Genomic DNA, 19,770 nt, shown 5'->3' on the forward strand with positions numbered 1-19,770 from the left:
ATATGGAATACTCATGTATATTTATTTTTTCGGAAACATGAGTATTTCATATCTTGTATTATTTGCTGATTAATGAATGGATAAGCGTTACAGCCTCATTGATTTGCTGTATGCAATTTAAATAATTAAGCTGAATGTCTGCTGTTGTCTGCAAGGCAAATAGGTACTCCACATAAGAAATATCTCCGGTACTGTAGCCCAGTTTTGCGGCATTGATAATTTCATTAGCATTCGGAAGTGCCTGCTCCTTGAAATAGGTAAACTGCGCTACATACTGTTCGTATTGTTTCAAGGCGTTTGCCAATTCCGTTTTAAGCTGTTGTTCCTGCCATTGAGCATTTAATTCCAATGATTGTTTCTGATAATCAAGCGAGCGAATTTTTGCTTTGGTGGTTGTAAAAATTGGGATTGTAATACCCACATCAACAAAACTAAACCGCTGTCCTCTGCCATAAAATTGCTCTACACCATTTTTACTGTGCATTCCTATCAGCGATATGTTATTATAACCGAATGTAAAATCAGGCAGGCTGTTTGCCCGTTCCAATTTCTTGTTTTGTTCGGCGATTTTCGCCTCTTGATACAATAGCTGGATGCTCGGATGATTTGCAACAGCCGAACTGTCAATGAAAGAACTTAACAGCAATGGTGTATAATCCGGTTGAGGTTCTATTAAGAAGTCTTCCTGTGTCTGCATCAGATTTTTAAGGCTTTGATAGGCATTCTGCCTTAAAACCTCGTTCTGTTGATACAAAAGACTTATTTCCCCTTTCTTGGTAGTTGCCGTATTAACGTCCAATTTGCCTATATCTCCGGTTTTGTACCGCAGTTCTGCCACACGAATAAAGTCTGCATAAATACTATCCAAATACTTCAATACCGAAGCATTATGCTCCAAATATTCCAACTGATAATAATAGGTTCTTACCTGCTTTTTCAGTTCGTTTTCTGTAAGTGCCTTTGCCCACTGCTGACCTTTGACCTGCTCTTTGACAAGGTTTTTCTTTGCTCCAAAGAGTGTCGGAAAGGGTATGGTCTGTGAAACTTGGAAGCCGTCATTGTACTCAAATCCATCCGTATTTCCATATTGGAAATTTACATCGGTCTTCGGCAATTCAAATGCCGTCTTGCTGAGACTTTGGGCAGCTTGAATATCCAAATTTTTGGAACGGAGCTGCGGGTTGTTCTCCACTGCTACTTCAATAGCTCTATCTACACTTATGGGAGTTTGTGCCTTACTGTTTTGAGAAAAGCCTAAGAACGCAAACAGCAACAATACAGGTGTTATGGCTTTCATTTTATTGTTTTTTGGAGGCTTATGACTTCTCATAAATACGAGGTACAGCAATGGCAGTACGAACAATGTCAATGCCGTTGCTGAAATCAGTCCACCGATAACGACCGTTGCCAATGGTTTCTGTACTTCTGCACCCGCACTTGTACTCAACGCCATTGGTAAAAAACCTAAACTTGCCACCGATGCCGTCATCAATACAGGTCTAAGCCTTGTTTTAGCTCCCTCGATAATTCTCGGGATAATCTCGTTCCAACCCTCTTTTTCCAGTCTATTGAACGTGGCAATCAGTACAATCCCGTTCAGAACAGCAACACCAAACAGGGCGATAAATCCGACACCTGCCGATATACTAAATGGCATATCCCGCAATAATAGGGCAAATACACCTCCAATAGCACTCATCGGGATAGCTGTATAGACCAAAATGGCTTCCTTGAACGAATGGAATGTGAAGTACAATAGGATAAAAATCAAAAGCAGGGCGATAGGTACTGCTATGAGCAATCTGTCGGTAGCTTTTTGGAGGTTCTCAAACTGACCGCCATAAGTAAAATAATAACCTGTTGGTAGCTTAACCTGTTCAGCCAATTTATCCTGAATTTCATTGACAACACTGGCTACATCACGTCCCTGCACATTGAAGCCAACATATATCCTGCGTTTACCGTCTTCACGGCTGATTTGTGCGGGTCCTAATTTGTAATCAATGTTTGCAACCTGAGAAAGCGGTATTTGGTCGCCGTTTGGTAGTGGGATAAACAAATTGTTCACATCCTCAATGGAACTGCGGTGGGCTTCATCAAGCCGTACCACCAAATCAAACCTTCGTTCGTTTTCATAAATCACACCTGCTGATTTACCTGCAAACGCCGTGCTGACAATATCGTTTATCTCCTGTACATTCAAACCGTAATTGGCTATTCGTGTACGGTCGTATTCGATATTGATTTGGGGAAGACCTGCTACCCGTTCTACCTGCGGAGCAGTCGCACCTTCTACTGTTTGAATAATGGCATTCGCTTTATTGGCATAAACCAACAAACTGTCGAGGTCTTCTCCGAATATCTTAACGGCTACATCCTGCCTGATACCTGTCATCAGTTCATTGAACCGCATCTGTATCGGCTGGTTGGCTTCAAAGAATACACCCGGAATGACTTCGAGTTTCTCCATCATTTCATTGGAAAGCTCGTCATACGATTTCTTTGTTTTCCATTCGTCCTGTGGTTTCAGGATAATCATCAGGTCGGTCGCTTCGGGAGGCATCGGGTCGGTCGGTACTTCGGCAGCCCCCGTTTTTCCTACAACCATTTTCACTTCGTCAAACTCTTTGATTATCTTAGATGCCTGCATAGAGGTTTCCAGACTTTGGCTTAACGATGTTCCTTGCGGCAGGATACAATGGAAAGCAAAATCGCCCTCGCCCAATTTTGGCAGAAACTCTCCACCCATTCGTGAAAAAAGGAATATGCTGATTGTAAAAAGACCAACGGCAACCGCTATCACAACATATTTTATCCGAATGGCTTTTTCTAACAAAGGCTTATAAATCCCTTGCAGATAGTCCATCATTTTGTCTGAAAAATTCCTTTTGGTAATCGGTTTTTTAGACAGACACAAGGCACTCATCATTGGGATATAGGTAAAGGACAAAATCAAAGCTCCCAAAATGGCAAAACTTACGGTCTGTGCCATCGGCGTAAACATTTTACCCTCTATACCTACCAAAGTAAGGATAGGGATATACACGATAAGGATAATGATTTCTCCAAATGCTGCACTAGTACGGATTTTTCTTGCAGATTCATACACCTCCTCGTCCATTTCTGCCTGCGTAAGTTTTTGTGTGGATTTCCGTAAGCCCAAGTGGTGCATTGTCGCCTCAACGACAATCAGGGAACCGTCCACTATCAACCCGAAATCAATAGCCCCCATACTCATCAAATTGGCACTCACGCCAAATAGCCGCATCATTCCCAATGCAAAAAGCATCGATAACGGTATGGCTGATGCTACGATTAAACCTGCCCTGAAATTCCCTAAGAAGATAATTAATACAAATATTACGATTAAAGCTCCTTCAATAAGGTTTTTTTCGACAGTACTTATGGCTCTATCTACCAAATCCATTCTATCCAAATAGGGTTCTATGACCACATCATCAGGTAGAGATTGTTGGATAACCGGTATTTTTTCTTTGATGTTTTTTACGACAGTGGCAGTGTTTTCTCCCTTGAGCATCATCACAATACCTCCCACAGCATCTACCTCGCCGTTATAGGTCATTGCTCCGTATCGGGTAGCGTGACCAAATTGTACTTTTGCTACATCTTTGATGAATACCGGAACACTTCCCGTATTTTTAACGACAATATTCCCGACATCTTCCAATGAAGTGACCAGACCAATTCCCCGAATGAAGTATGCATTGGGTTTCTTGTCTATATAAGCACCTCCCGTATTCTGGTTATTGGTTTCCAGTGCGGTAAAAATATCGGAGATACTGACGCCCATTGCCTTGATGCGGTTAGGGTCGATAGAAACTTCGTATTGTTTAAGCAGCCCTCCGAAACTATTGACTTCTGCAATTCCCGGAGTACCGTAAAGTTGTCTGGCAACAATCCAGTCCTGCATTGTACGCAAATCCATTGCGGAATATTTATCTTCACTTCCTTTTTTGGGGTGGAGAATATATTGGTACACTTCGCCAAGACCTGTACTGACAGGAGCAAGTTCAGGCGTTCCAATGCCCTCCGGTATCTGTTCTCCCGCTTCTTTCAGTTTTTCGCTTACTAATTGTCTTGCAAAGTAAATATCTACATTGTCTTGAAATACAACGGTTACAACGGAAAGTCCAAACCTCGAAATACTTCTTATTTCTTCCACTTTTGGAAGATTGACGATGCTTTGCTCAACGGGAAAAGTAACCAATTGTTCTACTTCCTGTCCTGCCAATGTAGGGCAGAGTGTAATAATCTGAACCTGATTATTGGTAATATCAGGCTGGGCATCAATGGGGATTTTGGTGGCACTCCATACCCCCCATATGATGAGTAATAAGGTCATTAATCCTATAATGAACTTATTCTTTATAGAGAATTTTATAATATTATTTAACACTTTTTGTGATGATTAATGATGAATAATTAATGATAAATTGCAATGACTATAAATTCGGGAATTACGTAGTATGACCCAAAACATTTAGCTTAATGCTGTACGCAAAAGCTATAATCATTAAAACATTAAAAATTATGCATTAATCTTCGGCGGTTGCCAAATTTTCCCGAAGTAGTGGGGTATAAAGATAGATTTGTAATATATTTCAGGCTTAGACAGTTCAAAAGTCTTCGCCTTAACTAAGTTATATACATTCCATTGAAGCACTATGCCCGACACCATCCCACAACAACCGCATAAACAAAACGGGCTACACATATCAGTTGTTTCCTGATGTTCATGGCTTGCTTTATGAGCTAATTCTTCTGAATGGATATGGTTTTGAAAACTCTCCTTTTCATACATATCGGTACACGGCATTAAAAATACCGCCATCATATAAATTGCCAATATGGAGAAAAAGAATTTCATATTCTTTTGCAAAGTTAGTAAAAAAGTAATGCAATGGCATTGCATTGTTTGAATAATTACAATTTTATCAGTATCGTTTTCATTCCGAATATTTGTTTTATAAACTGTTCAGAAAAATTATTGGCGACACTCCATCTAAATTCAAGAAGAAGTACCTCCAACATTCTTAGTCTTTACGTAATGCTTTTATTGTTCTTTTTGTATCAAATGCTGTAAATCGAAGTCATTCTTAATCCGCTCCATTTCACTTTCTACAATATGCACAACGTCCGCTTTGACCTACCTGTAATTGGCTTCGATTACCTGTTTCATATTGTCATTGCCGTTTTCATCGGTAAAAGATAATAATGGGATAACTTTTATAGTGCTTAAAAATAATTGAATTTAAGTAACTGTTGAAATCAAAACCACTAAGACCAAGATGTTAATCCTAGTCTTTGATGGTCAAAAAAAGCTATTGTTGTCTTCCATGCCTTTTGCGTTTCTTCTTTTTCTTCATACGGGTAGCACATTCCTGTTCCTCGCTGTCTTCGCCCTGTGCCTCCGGCAATACCCCACCCAATCCGTCTATCCATAAATCATCGGTCAGCTGCTATTGTCTTTAACCTTATGGTGCATGCAGTCCAGAAACACAAAGGGATATACTGATTCAAGCGGACGGTTTCGCCATTCGTTGAGAGCCGGAATGACCTTGTCTGTAATATTAGAGATCTCCTTAGAAGATATACCCATGGCATACATCTCCTTCACGTAGTCCGAAATATCCCGTGTACTCATGCCTCTGGCATACATGGAGGCAACATTGCCCTCCAGTTCTTCTGTATGATCAGTTGACGTCTAGGGACTATCTTAGGCTCAAAAGTGCCATTTCGGTCACGACCGCTCTCCAGTTCGTAATGTCCGGCATGAAGGCTCCGTGCCGTCTTTTTTGTCTTCCAGTTTTTACGGTTAATCTCTCCCGAAGCTTTACTTTCCTGTAGATGGTGATTCAGTTCTCCTTCCAACATGCTTTCCAGAAGGTGTGTACCGCCCATCTTCTGGCCGTCGTAAAGGCCTTTCATCGCTTCTTGTTTGAAGCGCTCAAAATCAAAATCCTCTTTTCCATTTGCTGTGTCTAATATAAAAATTCTTTATCTGACACAGTTTACTTTACATCCTCACATGGGGGGTAAAATGCAGACGGTGGCACGCCCAAACCCTAATTTTCGTCCTGCTCGTCCATTCTCCGTATAAGTTCCTCCCGAAGTGCATCAAGGAATTTTGTACGGTTCATCTTCCGGTTTCTCAATTCCAAATAGGTCTGATAGAAATTGCCCAAGTTAATTCCAAATGTACTTTCAAAATATTGGGCTACTTCTCGTATATCGTTGTTCCCGTTGTCAAACACATTTTGGTAATGCAGGGCATAAATCAGTTCTATCAAGGCTACTTTGCTACCTGTCCATTTCAGCTTTCTCGGGGCTTTCGATTTGTCTTTTTGGAATTTGTTATATAACAGGTCTTCGATGTAGACCTGTATCAAATCGTTTGCTATTATCTTAGCGACCTTGTAATCATGTGAAGTGGAAAAAGTATGGTCGGACTGAAAATAGTAGGTATCTAAACATAGCTTAATATCATGTTTGTCCCGTATAAAGAGCTTCTCGTCAAGAAATGAGCTATTGTTGCGATAATATTTATAAAATTCAAGATTGTTGTCAAAGAACCTTTTTAGTTTTTTTAATTCTTTTTTGAGATACTTCCTTATTGGCTTCGCCCCGTATGGCTTTCTCGTCTCAATCTTATAGATGGCATTGTGATAAATGAGTTTAGCAACTATGATGGGTTTCTGATATTTAAAAAAACGGATTTCTTCTTCAGCATTCTTAAAACCTCTTTTTAAGACATGTTTTTTTGTGTCCGATAAGCACTTAACTATAATGTTTATAACTGTTTCAATCCGTTGTATCGAGCAATCTACCTCAACTTCTAATTCACTGATTGTCGTTTCCAGCTTATACAGGGTTTCCTTATAAAATTTATCCATCCGATTAACTCTAATTTGATAGGTTTGTAAAAAGACATAAAATGTTTAGTATTTTAAGCTTCATTCCCATTATTGATTAAACCTCGGCATATTAGCTGTGGCTGTAATGAGGCGGAATGTGAAAGTATTCCGCCCAAGTTGATGTTATTTAGTCCACCATCCAATTAAAAGGGAACAGCATTTGAAAAGTTTAAAGGCTTATTTTGCTAATTTTAAAATCCTATATGCCCCTCTTGCCACAATTACAAATACAATTGCTCCGATAATCAAATCGGGGTAGCTTGAATTAAGCCAATGAACCAAAAGACCTGCAACGATAACGCCTGAATTGATAATAACATCGTTCGATGTGAAAATCATACTTGCTTGCATGTGGGCTTCTTTACTTTTGTTCTTTTGTAAAAGGTAAAGACAAAGTACGTTTGCCATTAGTGCCAAAACGGAAACGATAATCATCGTTTGAAAATCGGGCATTTTTTCAAACCCCAAAAACCGCCTAACGACTTCCACAAAACCGATAACAGCTAACAGGATTTGGAAGTACCCTGCAAATTTGGCTATGTTGTTTTTTCTTGCAATCGTGCCTCCAACGGCAAACAAAGCCAATGCGTAAACGATGCTATCTGCAAGCATATCCAAGCTATCCGCTACCAATCCCATTGAGTTGGAAAAAATACCGAATAACATTTCTAACCCAAAGAAAACGAAATTGATAATCAATACCGTCCAAAGTAGTTTCCGTTGGACATTGCTTGTATCTGTTTCCACAACTCCGTCAGTTTCTTCGGTTGAAATCAACGTTGTATTTAGGTTCAAAGTTTCCAAAGCCGATAAAATCGGCTCGGGGTTTCCACTATGATAAACATTCAATTCCCTATTGGGAATATCAAATTCCAATGACTTTACCGTATCAAAATCCTGCAATTTCATACGGATTAATTGCTCCTCACTGGGGCAATCCATTTTGGTAATATTGAATATGGTTTTGTTCATATTTTAAAGTTTAAATTTTATTCCACCATTAATTACAAATCCGTCCAACGGTGCATAGATGTCTCTAAAAACAGGGTTGGTTATTGTGCCTGTATAGATGTTGTCAAAACGTGTCTGCCTTGTATCAAGGAAGTTTTCAAAGTTGATATACAAAGAGAACCGTTCCCAAATCTTTTCAGCCATAAAGCCACACATCCAATAGTCCTTTCCAGTTGTACCGTCATTCAACTTTTGAGGGCTGAAATAATAGGCTTCCAAACCAATCTTCCATTTATCCTCTATTTCGTACATCAGTACGGAATTAACACGGTGTTTTGGGGTCAATGGATTTTCGGTACTTGTTCCGTCTTCCAGCAATCGGGTATCGGTAAATGTGTAGCCCAAAAACAGTTTCAAATCATCATAGCCGATTTTCACATTGGTTTCTGTTCCCTTGGTATGGATGTAACCCGATGAATTGATAAACTGATAAGTATTTGTTGCCATATTTTGAAGCAACAATGGATTGTCTAAATAGGTGTAAAAGAATAAATGGTTGATGCTGAACGTCCAGTCATCGCCCATATTCGTGCGGTAATTGATGTCTGCATTTGCACCGTAGCTCTTTTCTAATTTATTGGTATTATCATCAATAGGCATAACGTTTTGATATTGTATGCGTTCGCTTTCTTCGGTAAAAATGGTTGGTGTTTTATACCCAAATCCACCCCCGATGCGTGAAGTCAATCCGTTTGCAATATGGAACAATGCCGATACTCTTGGTAGAAAAACAGCCCCGTAATCCACCACGTAATCCGTTCTTAAACCTGTTTCCAATTGAAACCAGTCCGTAGCCCTAAAAGAATTTTGAACGAAAGCCCCGAATGTCGTTTGATTGTAATTCCTTAACGGAAATGAGGTAATTTGTTTTTCTTTGAAGTTATCCGTCCAAATATTAAAACCTGTTATCCATTCCGACTTTTCTTTGCTGTGGGTATAGCTCGCTTCCGTGAAAGTGGCTGTTTGCGTTCCATCAAACTCGTAGTTAGGAATAGCTGTATTGCGGTTAAAATAACTTACGCTGTTTTTGACTTGGACAAAACTGTTTTCGTTTATTCTATGGTCAAAAACAAATTGTGTGGAATAACGCTGTGTTTTGTTTTGCTCGAAAAACTGGTGTGTGTTGTCCGCTTTGCCCTTTATATAAAGCATGTCGCCACCCAAACGGTTTTCAATGGTACTGTTGACACCAAAGTTCATTTTAGTTTTATCATTGAAGTAAACAAATAATTTAGGGTTCAGCACATACCGTTCAAATTGGGGAATGGCAGAAAGTCCGATTTGTGCAGGGTCGTAAGCTACGTTTCGGTTGTGAGAAGCAAATATTGTTGTTCCGATTTTATTAAACTTCTGTCCGTAAAAACCGTTGATGTCCAACCCTCTGCCCGATGTTCCGTTTAAATGAAAACGCAAATCCCTTTCTTCCGTTGGTGTCTTAGAAATTAAATTTACCAAGCCTGCTATTGCTCCACCGCCATACAGCGTAGATGTTGAACCCTTAATAACCTCAACCTGCTTTAAGTCAAGCGGTGGAATTTGCAACAAGCCTAACCCACTTGAAGCACCGGAATAAATAGGGAAACCGTCTTTTAAAATTTGCGTATATCGCCCGTCAAGACCTTGAATACGAATGCTTGCATTGGCACTTGTGGGCGAGGTAGTTTGGACATGAATACCTGTACTCTCGCTCAAAAGCATACGAATATCCCCTGCTTTCATATTTCCTTTTTCGTCCAATTCTTCACCTCCGATAAATTCAATACGGGTAGGAATATTTTGTATGCTTCTCGTGCTTCTGGTAGAGGATATGACAATTTCGTCTAACTCCTCTGAACTTTCTTTGAGTAGGATTTCAATAACACTGGTGTCCTTTAATGGAAATTCTAATGTATCAATACGTTCATTGAAGCCTATATAACTAAAATGTATTTCCTGTAATCCATCAGGAATATTGAATAATGTAATTTGTCCGTTCTCGTTAGATGTTGCTCCAATTGAAGTGCCTTTTATAGATGCCGTTACGCCAATTAAAGGTTCTTTCGTTCCACTGCTTTTTACGACAGCGGTTAATGTGTTTTGTGCATATACACAAAGGTTTAGTGCCATGAAAAATGACACAATGAGTATTTTTTTCATTGTAAAAATGATGCTTAATGTGAAGAAATAAACAATTACGATGCAAAGCATCGTTACTAACTAACTTGTGCCGAAGCACTATACATTAAGCGATTTGTGGTGGATGCCAAATAGAATAGGGGAAGTCAGAAATAGGTGACGTAGTTATTACTCCTAATTTCTTTTCAGGTAATTGGAAAGAGTTAGCAATTGAAAAATAAAATGACGTTATTACAAACCCCGTACAAGTATTACATTTAGAAAAAGGGGAGCAACAATCCATCCCGCAATCATCATTGTCTTGTTCTTGACTGTCTGTTGTTTGTTGTGCGAGGTCAAGGCATTTATCTTCCATAAAGCAAGGTGCTGTTGATAACACCAACACCATTAAAGCTAATATGAATGATAAATATTTCATTATGCAAAGGTAAAAAAATTAGTTTTCAAATCTCTACTCTTGTTTCATCCCTTAAAAATACCTTTTCTAAGTGTAATACTTTCCCTTTAACCATAAACTTGCTCTTACCAATAATATCAATACCGGAACTTCCACAAGTGGGCCGATAACGCCCACAAATGCCTGTGGTGAATGAATGCCAAAAACAGCTATTGCTACGGCTATTGCCAATTCAAAATTATTTCCTGTGGCTGTAAATGCGATGGATGCGTTTTTGTCGTAAGGAACATTTAAGAATTTGCAGATAAAGAAGCTCACGAAAAACATCAGTACAAAATAGATGATAAGCGGTATAGCTACTTTTACTACGTCCATTGGCAACTCCAATATTTTATCACCTTTCAGACTGAACATCAATACTATGGTAAACAATAAAGCATATAATGTAATGGGTGATATTTTGGGAACGAATTTACGGTTATACCATTCTATACCTTTTGACTTTACAAGTGCGTAACGGCTTATAAAACCTGCTAAGAAAGGAATACCTAAGTATATCAATACGCTTTCGGTTACATCTTTCATTGATACACTTACATTGAAATTGGCTAAGCCTAATTTATTGGTTAATACGTTAATAAATAGCCAAACAAAGAAGCTGTAACTTATTATTTGAAAGATACTGTTCAATGCGACTAATAATGCCGTATATTCTCTATTACCTTCCGCCAAGTCGCTCCATACTATGACCATAGCGATACATCTTGCCAAACCGATTAATATTAAACCTGTCATATAATCGGGTTCGTTTCGTAAAAACAAAACGGCTAAACCAAACATCAATACTGTACCGATTACCCAATTCAGTAATAAAGATATGCCGATTACTTTTGTGTCTTTAAATGCTTTGGGCAACAATGAATAATCCACCTTTGCCAAAGGTGGGTACATCATCAATATAAGCCCTATTGCCAAAGGAATATTGGTAGTGCCTGCGGATAAAGCATTTGTAATATTGGAAATGCTCGGGAAGAAATACCCTAATCCTATTCCTGTCGCCATTGCAAGGAATATCCATAACGTTAAGTAACGGTCAAGAAATTTTAGTTTTGGTTGCATCGGCTAACTTTTAATCATTGAAAAAACATAGAACATCTCTTGCGCTATTTGCAAACTCCTTTCAGCATATACCTGTGCCTGTTCGGGTGTTTCCAATTTAAGATATGTTTCATTGTAAAATTTATCCATTCGTTTCATTTTGATATAATATGATACTGATTAATACAGCAATGCTAATACTGCTCGTATTAGCCCATGCAACTACATAAAAGAACAACCAGTATGATGCTGGTCGTGGAACTGTTGTATTGTCTGATGGGTTGCAGCATGATGCAGGTTAATCATTACGAATTTGACCTGCATCACCAACTGCTTATTTACCGATTTTTCCACGGTATTTGCAGTTTACAACCATTCGGTATTTTATTTTAATATGTCAAGGCAAGCCCTACGCCCCAACCCATATCACTATCATAGTGGGTACGTATGCCGATGTTCTTATTAATGATATACCTAAGTTCTCCCATATACTCTAAGTCGGTATTTACCATGAAGCCACCTCTTAGTCTTTTTGAAATTGGTATATCTTCACGCATTAACTGCAATCTCACAATTCCATCATGATATACTTCTGCCTGAAAATTGACCAGCATAGGTAACGTATACATAAACCCTAAACTGAACGCCCTGCGGGTGTCTTTCTTGTTGGTTTGTCCAAATATGTTCTTTTCGTGTTCATCTTCTCCCATTTTACGGTAGCGGTAATCAAAACCTACAAAGGGCATGAACCATTGCATCTTTCCAATGTATCTACCTAAATGGGTTTCTACTTCATAACCGTGCATACTATTATAGCCTAAACGCCATTCTGTTCCTAATTGGTAGCGTGCATTCATTAGCATAGCTTCTCCATCATTACCATTGGTTGCAAAATCGTTTTGTGCCATAAAATGAGGCATATTGCTTTCTCTTTGCAATTCTTTATAGGCTTTTGCTTTATCGGGTAAATAGGGATTTTTGTAATCTCCAACTTCAAACACCCTGTTCATTCCCGCCATCATGTGATATAATATATGGCAATGAAAGAACCAATCACCCTCCTCATTTGCTAAAAACTCAATGGTATTTGTTTCCATAGGCATGATATCCAACACATTTTTAAGCGGCGATTTTTCGCCTTTTCCGTTTATCACCCTAAAATCAAATCCGTGAAGATGCATTGGATGCCGCATCATTGAATTATTATAAATGGTAATCCGTAGAATTTCTCCTTTTTTTACAGGTATTTTGTCAGTTTCCGAAAGTATTTTATTATCCATACTCCACACATAGCGGTTCATATTTCCGGTAAGCGTAAATTTCAATTCTTTCACCGGAGCATCTTTAGGAAGTTCTGTATTATGGGGCGATTGCAACATTGCATAATTCAGGGTCTTTATTTCTCCTAATTCGTTGGCATTGTAGCGGTTTGGGTCGTTGTCCATATTGTGCTGACTATGGTCGTGCTTTTGTTTTTGCTTCGCTTCTCCTGTTATTTCGGGATACATTACCACGTTCATATCCATTTGGTTCAGGCTCATTTTCATTCCCATATCGTCCAAATCGCCATTCATTTTCATCATATCATTCATCATCTTCATCCCCTCGAAATACTTCAATCGTGGGAGCGGGGAAATAAGCTGTTTGACCCCATCACCTATAAATAAACTCGCAGATTGTGTCCTGTCTTCGGTTGTTGCTAATAACTCGTAAGCCAAACCATCTTGAGGGATAGTCACTACAATATCGTAAGTTTCAGAAACGGCAATGATTAACCTGTCCACCTCTACAGGCTCAACATCATTCCCATCACTCGCTACTACTGTAATTTTTCCTCCAGCATACCTTAGCCAGAAATATGAAGACGCCCCTCCATTGGAAACACGCAATCTTACTTTGTCGCCTGCTTTTAGCTTTTTACCATCAATTGTTTTCAAATCGGTGCTATGGCTACCATTTATTAGGATTTTATCATAGTAAACGTCACTGACATCCATCGCCAGCATCCGCTTCCACTCGTTGGTGAGTTTTGTTTTGAAATGTCCTTCTCTAATAGCTTCTGCATAAGACTGTGTTGCATTTTTTTTGATGGCAGCCCAATCATTGGCATAATGCAACATTCGGTTGATGTTATTGGGGTTTAGATTTGTCCATTCGCTTATAATAATGGGAACGGTTGGTAAATCATCAATACCTTTCCTAAAGGTTTTATCATCCTCTCTTTTTTTCATAATAAAGCTACCGTACATTCCAATCTGTTCCTGCAAACCTGAATGGGAATGATACCAGTGCGTACCGTGCTGGATAATCGGAAAACGGTAGGTGTAGGTTGTGCCCGGTGCGATGGGTTTTTGTGTAAGCCAGGGCACACCGTCTTCTTTATTGGGCAGGAACACACCATGCCAGTGAAGTGATGTGCTTTCTTTCAATTGGTTGTGCACCACTATTTCGGCAGTGTCGCCCTCGGTAAAGGTAAGGGTGGGCATGGGGATTTGCCCGTTTACGGCAATCGCTCTTTTTTCTTTCCCTGCATAGTTTACCAGTGTGTCTTTTACGTACAATTCGTAACGCACTACTTTCTGTGCGAATAATGTTTGTGTGCAAAGCAGTATCAGCACTGTTTGCAAAATTCTTATAGGTATTTTATTATATCTGTTCATGATTTGAAAAATTTTATTTAATGCTGTCTTCCATTGTGCTAAACCACGCTATCAAAACCTGCTTATCCTCCGGTGACAATACTGCATTGCGATGAATTAGTGTGTATGATGACAACGGCATTTCTCCGTCCTTAACCTGCCCGGCCATAGCCCTGAACTTGTTTCGCTGCTTGCGGGCTGAATACTCGCCAAATTCGCTAAAGTTGAGTTCCTCTTTGCCTTTTTTGATATGCCGTGCCATATACCATGCCCCGGGCTGGATAAGGCTATACCACGGATAGCGGGTATTGTTGCTATGACAGTCATAGCAGGATTGGGTAAGGATGGCCTTTACGTTTTGGGGTACGTTGTAAACCCTTTCAATATGAGAGGCGGTTACTTCATCCGACTGGTTTCTTAACGGCTGAAAAAACTGTATGCCGATTAAGATAACAGCCAACCCCAATATGATTTTCTTTTTTAAGGACATAATATTGTGGCTTCATCTTTTTGTGTCTACTGTTTTTTCACATACTTGGCATAATTCTCCTTGTTTTCAAAATAAGAAACTTCACCGTTATTTCCTGTCACAGCAATCACCGCATTAGCTTTGTCTACCTGCTTATTGGAATAGGGGTCTATCGCCATCCGCACGGTCGCATCTTTTGGAATACGTTCCTTACACATTTCGCAACATCCGTAATAGGTTTTACCATCAAATTTTACTTCAAACTGCTTTTTGCCCATATAGGCATCGTTGACCATGCAGACTTCATCCGATGGAACCAATTCACCTATTTGGGTACTATGCCCGTGGCTTTCCGGAGTTGCCTGCGAATGCTGCTGTGCCGCTTTATCCTTATTTGACCCTGCCTGCCCGCAAGCGGTGAATAGCAGGGCTGATAAGGAAATAAAGCCAATTATTATTTTGCTCATGTCCAAACTTGTTTTTTTAAATTTTATTATTTACTTTCTTCAAACTCTTTTAGCTTGCGCTTCATTAGTTCAATTTCTTCCGCTTGGGTTTTAAGTATATTTTTTTGCAGCTCTATCAGTTCCGGGTCGGTCAGGTGTGCCTTTTCGGACATCAATATGGCTGCTGCGTGATGGGGTATCATACCCTTTGCAAACTGCTTGTCCCCGACATTGATTTGTTCCCTGATACCAAACCATGAAAAGATGCCAACGGCAACCGAGATGATGGCTATCGCCCAATTCATCTTCCTGTTGGGGTACATTACTTTCATTATCGCTAATTCGATAAGCAGCATTGCCGAGGTCATCAGCAGGGTCATGTACAAATTGTTGATATTGGGTATCAGGTTCTGCCACCCGTCAATCATGGCGTACATGATAAAATACATCACTGCGAACATTGCGACAGCCATCACCGCAAAGCGTTTGTACATGACCGAAGCATGTTTTGTATTGTGCGTGCCATGCTCCGAGGAATGACCCGCATGATGACTGTTTTGCATATTTTCCAAAACCCTGAATTTTATTTGCTGTTAATTGTTTTTTCCACCTTACCGCAGGTCAGCATTTTAGAGCCATAATAAGGGTTTTTAATTTCCTTGTTTTCGCTGAACCAAACAGCGCCTTTACCATCATTGAACATCGGGCAGTGGGCTTGATACAATGTTTGGGATGTACCGAACAAATCAATCAGGTCTTTCAAATCTTCGCCAAGCGAGGCCAAATGTTCCCGCTGGTGGTGGATGTTGCCGACATTTTCCCCGATATGTTCTGCGTGTTCTTTAGCATCGTCCGCTATGTCCATGTACTGTTTATGCTTATCGGCAGGAATAGCTTTCAAGTCCACTTTATTCAAAGTGGCTAATAGTTTTTTTCCTGCACTGGCTGCAGCTTTGTCATTGTCTGAAACAAGGGCATTCTTTAATGAAAGATAATCTGTAACGATGGGTGCGATAGAAAAGTTTTTTGCTTCTCCTTTTCCTGTTGCTTTTGCTTCCTGACTGCTCGGAGTTTCACTCACAACGGGCGCAGCTACCGTATCATCCTCTTTTGGTTGGGAAGCTGACTGTTCTTGTGATACAACAGCAGTATCATTTGAAGACTGCTCGTTTTTGTTGGATGCCTGATTGCATGATACTGTTACAAATGCCATGATAACAGCAATGATTGATAATGTTAGATTTTTCATTTTTATTTATTTTTTGATTTTTAAAAAACTTGCGTTAATAGCCACTACAATGGTGCTTACACTCATCAGCACAGCACCCATAGCGGGACTTAAAACAAAATTCGGATAGAGTACGCCTGCCGCAAGCGGTATTGCCACCACGTTGTAGCCAACCGCCCATATCAGGTTCTGTACCATCTTTTTGTAGGTAAGTTTGCCGAAGTCAATCAGTTTGACCACATCCCTCGGGTCGCTGTCTACCAATATGATATCCGCTGTTTCGGCAGCAACGTCCGTACCGGAACCCACGGCAATGCCCACATCTGCCTGTGCCAGTGCCGGTGCATCGTTCACACCATCACCTGTCATTGCCACGACTTCGCCTTTATCTTGAAACTCTTTTACTTTTTCTTGCTTGTTGTGTGGAAGCACATTGGCTAAATATCCGTTCATTCCTAATTTCTCTGCTACCGCAGCAGCAATCTTGTCGTTATCCCCGGTGAGGAGAAAGGACTTAATACCCATTTTTTTGAGCTCATCAATCGCTTGTGCCGAACCCTCACGGATGCTGTCTGCCAAAGTAATGATGCCGATTACCCGGTCATCAATGAGGACAAAGTTGACCGTTTCGGCTTCCTGATTAATTTCGTTTGGAATTTCCGGCAGGGAAAGGTGGTTTTCGGTGAAATAATTCGGGCCGCCAGCTACGACATTTTTCCCGTTCACAACACCTTTAACACCTATGCCCTGCATATAGCTGAAGTTTTCAGACTTCCATAAGGCAAGGCTCTTTTCTTTCAATGTAGCCATAATGCCTTTGGCGATATGGTGTTCCGAGTTTTGCTGTACTGCGGCAGCATACTGGATAACCTCATCGGCATTATATTCGTCTGTTAACGGTATAACCTTTTCTACGGCATGGGAACCTTTGGTGAGCGTTCCGGTCTTATCAAAAATGACAGTGGAAAGTTTTCGGGTGGTTTCAAATGCTGTGCGGTTGCGGATGAGCAGACCATTGGTCGCCGATAGCGTTGTGGAAATGGCGACCACCAACGGGATAGCCACGCCCAATGCGTGCGGGCAGGCCGTTACCATTACCGTCACCATTCTTTCAAGCGCAAAGGCAATATCTCCACTGCTTGCATACCAATAGGCAAATGTGCCTATGCCAACGGCAATGGCAATAAAGGTGAGCCATTTGGCAACTTTGTCCGCAAGGTTTTGCGTATTGGACTTAGTAGCTTGTGCCTCCTGCACAAGATTGATAACCTGTTCAGGTAGCTGTCTTTTCCAACGGCTGTTACCTTAACTTTCAGCGCACCATCGCCATTGATAGAGCCTGCGATGACCTTTCCGTCCTTTTCCTTTTTCACGGGAATACTTTCTCCGGTAAGCATGCTCTCGTTGATATACGAAAGCCCTTCCAGTACCAATCCATCGGCAGGAATTTTTTCTCCCGGTTTTATGATTACCGTTTCACCATTTTGCAGGTCTTCAAGTTTTATCTTTACTGCTTCTCCGTTTCGTTCTACGGTAACATCATTAGGCAGCAAAGCAACCAATGATTGTAATGCCCGTGATGCAGCCATTTGGGAGCGCATTTCCAACCAATGCCCTAACAGCATGATGTCGATAAGCGTAGCCAGTTCCCAGAAGAAATCCATGCCCTGCAAGCCGAAAACAACGGCAACCGAATAGATATAAGCCACAGATATTGCAATGGCAACAAGTGTCATCATTCCTATGGCTTTAGCTTTCATCTCTCCGATCATTCCCTTTAAGAATGGTAAGCCACCATAGATATAAATCACCGTGCCCAAAGCCAGCAGCACATATTTGTCACCAGGGAAAGTAATATTGAACCCCAACCATTGCTGTATCATGTGTGACAGGAGCAGGATAGGGATTGTAATGACGAGGCTTATCCAAAAACGAGTGAGGAAATCGCCTGTATGATGCCCCTCATGTTTGTTAAAGCTATCTCTGGCTTGGTTATGATGAGAATGCCCGGAATGCCCATGTCCTGATTTTTGTACATGAGAAACTGAGCTACCGCCAACGGGAACCAGTGCCATGCCACAAAGCGGGCATTTGCCTGGTTCGTCTTTTAGCACCTGCGGGTGCATGGGACACGTGTATTTTTTCATAACAAGGGGTTTTAAAAGTTAAGTTGCACTTAATTTTTTTGCCATCTCATGGGTCATTTCCTCTGCATAGGTACCATAGGCATCCACAAGTACGCCTTTATTCTTACCATCATTGGACGATATGGCATAAATCACGGAATTGTTATCTGGACTGCTATCAAGGCTTTCAAACCTATGTGTTTCCATAACAGTAAAGTCCTCTGGTTTTAGTTTCAGGTTACTTGATGCACAATACAGGCAGTCCGGTAACAGACTAAAATCAATACTGTAACCACGTTGTTCAAGGTCTTTGAGAGCCTCAACCATGTCATTATACTGTACCATATCTTTAAAACTGTTATTTAATAGTTTCAACTGTACTGCCGCAGGTAAGCATCTGTGAGCCGTAATACGGATTTTTCACCTCATTCTCTTTGCTTAGCCAATTTGCACCCTTACCTCCATTGTACATAGGACAGTGCTGGTAATAAACGGGGGTGTCCTGTTTAGACACTTTAGCCAGTGTGTAGATGCTTCCCGAAAGTGCCGCAAAAGCACTTCTTTGTTTTGCAACGTCTTTTGATTTTGAAATGCTTTCCGCATTGTCCGTTAAGTCCTGCATTACTTTCATCCAAGCCGTATGTTCCTCTGCCGATAGCTTATTCATATCGACTGCTTTAAGGGATGCGGCCAATTCAGCGGCATTGGCAGATGCGGTCGCCGCATCGGTTTTTATCAAAGCGTCTTTCACTGAAAAGTAGTTGTCAAATACAGCTTTTAGCTGTGATTGGTTTTGGGCTGCATCTTTGTTAGCGGATGCTGCCATTTGGCCATGGTCGTGATTGCCATGTCCGGCATTCATGTCCATTCCCGCCTCTTTGTTTTTGGCAACCGTCTTCACGGGTCTATCATACTGGCAGCAACCAGCCAGTTTAGCATATACGTCATCCGGCGCACGGAACTTCTCACTGTCATAACCAGCCAAAGCAATACGTTTCAGGATTTCATCCTGATTTGTTTTGTCGCCGTCATAGGTGAGCGTAGCCATCTTGGTATCTTTGTTCCAGTCCACGCTGGCTACCTTTTTTACGTTACCTGCTTTTTCGATGGTGGTTTTGCACATACCACAATTGCCGTAAATCTTTACGGTTTCTGTTTTCGCATTCTTGATTTGTGCGAAGCCGTTTATTGATGATAGTAACACGGCGATTACCATCACTATTTTTGATAATGATTTCATAATAATTACATTTTGAGAAACGGGGGATTGATAAACCCGTTTCTGTTTTAAATTTTAAGTAAATGA

Annotated in this window: 14 protein-coding genes and 2 pseudogenes; all 16 read right to left on the reverse strand. The window is 40.5% G+C overall.

Annotated elements, in window-relative coordinates; all coding sequences use genetic code 11:
* Window positions 1–58: 58 nt before the first annotated feature.
* The gene (locus BM030_RS02875) at window positions 59–4,417 is read right to left on the reverse strand and encodes a CusA/CzcA family heavy metal efflux RND transporter (RefSeq protein ID WP_090970820.1); all 4,359 of its coding nucleotides are present in this window, start codon (window positions 4,415–4,417) and stop codon (window positions 59–61) included.
* Between the two features lie 132 nt (window positions 4,418–4,549).
* On the reverse strand, window positions 4,550–4,933 hold the full coding sequence (locus BM030_RS20395) for a DUF6660 family protein (protein ID WP_090970822.1): 384 nt from the start codon (window positions 4,931–4,933) through the stop codon (window positions 4,550–4,552).
* 549 nt (window positions 4,934–5,482) lie between these two features.
* A pseudogene (locus BM030_RS20540) lies at window positions 5,483–5,949 on the reverse strand (transposase); the annotation flags it as partial.
* Window positions 5,950–6,086: 137 nt separating this feature from the next.
* Window positions 6,087–6,914: an RteC domain-containing protein gene (locus tag BM030_RS02895; RefSeq protein ID WP_090970828.1), complete on the reverse strand. Its 828-nt coding sequence runs from the start codon at window positions 6,912–6,914 to the stop codon at window positions 6,087–6,089.
* A gap of 198 nt (window positions 6,915–7,112) precedes the next feature.
* Window positions 7,113–7,907 carry a cation efflux transmembrane domain-containing protein gene (locus tag BM030_RS02900; RefSeq protein WP_090970830.1) on the reverse strand — a complete coding sequence of 265 codons (795 nt, stop codon included), beginning with the start codon at window positions 7,905–7,907 and terminating at the stop codon, window positions 7,113–7,115.
* 3 nt (window positions 7,908–7,910) lie between these two features.
* Window positions 7,911–10,082: a TonB-dependent receptor gene (locus BM030_RS02905; RefSeq protein ID WP_090971044.1), complete on the reverse strand. Its 2,172-nt coding sequence runs from the start codon at window positions 10,080–10,082 to the stop codon at window positions 7,911–7,913.
* A gap of 85 nt (window positions 10,083–10,167) precedes the next feature.
* Complete coding sequence (locus BM030_RS02910) at window positions 10,168–10,479, reverse strand: hypothetical protein (RefSeq protein ID WP_090970832.1); 312 nt, start codon at window positions 10,477–10,479, stop codon at window positions 10,168–10,170.
* A gap of 66 nt (window positions 10,480–10,545) precedes the next feature.
* Window positions 10,546–11,577 (reverse strand): ACR3 family arsenite efflux transporter, encoded by a 1,032-nt coding sequence (gene arsB, locus BM030_RS02915; RefSeq protein WP_090970835.1) that lies wholly within the window; start codon window positions 11,575–11,577, stop codon window positions 10,546–10,548.
* A gap of 368 nt (window positions 11,578–11,945) precedes the next feature.
* Window positions 11,946–14,216: a multicopper oxidase family protein gene (locus tag BM030_RS02920; protein ID WP_090970837.1), complete on the reverse strand. Its 2,271-nt coding sequence runs from the start codon at window positions 14,214–14,216 to the stop codon at window positions 11,946–11,948.
* 13 nt (window positions 14,217–14,229) lie between these two features.
* On the reverse strand, window positions 14,230–14,685 hold the full coding sequence (locus BM030_RS02925; RefSeq protein ID WP_090970839.1) for a heme-binding domain-containing protein: 456 nt from the start codon (window positions 14,683–14,685) through the stop codon (window positions 14,230–14,232).
* Window positions 14,686–14,711: 26 nt separating this feature from the next.
* Entirely contained in the window at window positions 14,712–15,131 is a 420-nt protein-coding gene (locus BM030_RS02930) for a hypothetical protein (RefSeq protein ID WP_090970842.1), read from the reverse strand.
* A 26-nt stretch (window positions 15,132–15,157) separates the two neighbouring features.
* Entirely contained in the window at window positions 15,158–15,673 is a 516-nt protein-coding gene (locus BM030_RS02935) for a DUF305 domain-containing protein (RefSeq protein ID WP_244518630.1), read from the reverse strand.
* Window positions 15,674–15,693: 20 nt separating this feature from the next.
* Window positions 15,694–16,359, reverse strand: a complete 666-nt coding sequence (locus BM030_RS02940; protein WP_090970847.1) for a DUF3347 domain-containing protein — start codon at window positions 16,357–16,359, stop codon at window positions 15,694–15,696.
* 6 nt (window positions 16,360–16,365) lie between these two features.
* Window positions 16,366–18,440 (reverse strand): annotated as a pseudogene (locus BM030_RS20400) (heavy metal translocating P-type ATPase); the annotation flags it as partial.
* Window positions 18,441–18,503: 63 nt separating this feature from the next.
* Window positions 18,504–18,809, reverse strand: a complete 306-nt coding sequence (locus tag BM030_RS02950) for a phosphoribosylpyrophosphate synthetase (RefSeq protein ID WP_090971046.1) — start codon at window positions 18,807–18,809, stop codon at window positions 18,504–18,506.
* 13 nt (window positions 18,810–18,822) lie between these two features.
* Window positions 18,823–19,704, reverse strand: a complete 882-nt coding sequence (locus BM030_RS02955; RefSeq protein WP_090970850.1) for a DUF3347 domain-containing protein — start codon at window positions 19,702–19,704, stop codon at window positions 18,823–18,825.
* Window positions 19,705–19,770 lie beyond the last annotated feature (66 nt).

Source organism: Parapedobacter composti (assembly GCF_900112315.1).
Lineage (GTDB): Bacteria > Bacteroidota > Bacteroidia > Sphingobacteriales > Sphingobacteriaceae > Parapedobacter > Parapedobacter composti.

What these genes read in the sequence shown, in the direction of transcription:
- BM030_RS02925 (WP_090970839.1), bottom strand. Translation starts at nt 14,685, where the DNA reads ATGTCCTTAAAAAAGAAAATCATATTGGGGTTGGCTGTTATCTTAATC.
- BM030_RS20395 (WP_090970822.1), bottom strand. Translation starts at nt 4,933, where the DNA reads ATGCAATGCCATTGCATTACTTTTTTACTAACTTTGCAAAAGAATATG.
- BM030_RS02950 (WP_090971046.1), bottom strand. Translation starts at nt 18,809, where the DNA reads ATGGTACAGTATAATGACATGGTTGAGGCTCTCAAAGACCTTGAACAA.
- BM030_RS02895 (WP_090970828.1), bottom strand. Translation starts at nt 6,914, where the DNA reads ATGGATAAATTTTATAAGGAAACCCTGTATAAGCTGGAAACGACAATC.
- BM030_RS02935 (WP_244518630.1), bottom strand. Translation starts at nt 15,673, where the DNA reads ATGCAAAACAGTCATCATGCGGGTCATTCCTCGGAGCATGGCACGCAC.
- arsB (WP_090970835.1), bottom strand. Translation starts at nt 11,577, where the DNA reads ATGCAACCAAAACTAAAATTTCTTGACCGTTACTTAACGTTATGGATA.
- BM030_RS02900 (WP_090970830.1), bottom strand. Translation starts at nt 7,907, where the DNA reads ATGAACAAAACCATATTCAATATTACCAAAATGGATTGCCCCAGTGAG.
- BM030_RS02910 (WP_090970832.1), bottom strand. Translation starts at nt 10,479, where the DNA reads ATGAAATATTTATCATTCATATTAGCTTTAATGGTGTTGGTGTTATCA.
- BM030_RS02940 (WP_090970847.1), bottom strand. Translation starts at nt 16,359, where the DNA reads ATGAAAAATCTAACATTATCAATCATTGCTGTTATCATGGCATTTGTA.
- BM030_RS02920 (WP_090970837.1), bottom strand. Translation starts at nt 14,216, where the DNA reads ATGAACAGATATAATAAAATACCTATAAGAATTTTGCAAACAGTGCTG.
- BM030_RS02905 (WP_090971044.1), bottom strand. Translation starts at nt 10,082, where the DNA reads ATGAAAAAAATACTCATTGTGTCATTTTTCATGGCACTAAACCTTTGT.
- BM030_RS02955 (WP_090970850.1), bottom strand. Translation starts at nt 19,704, where the DNA reads ATGAAATCATTATCAAAAATAGTGATGGTAATCGCCGTGTTACTATCA.
- BM030_RS02930 (WP_090970842.1), bottom strand. Translation starts at nt 15,131, where the DNA reads ATGAGCAAAATAATAATTGGCTTTATTTCCTTATCAGCCCTGCTATTC.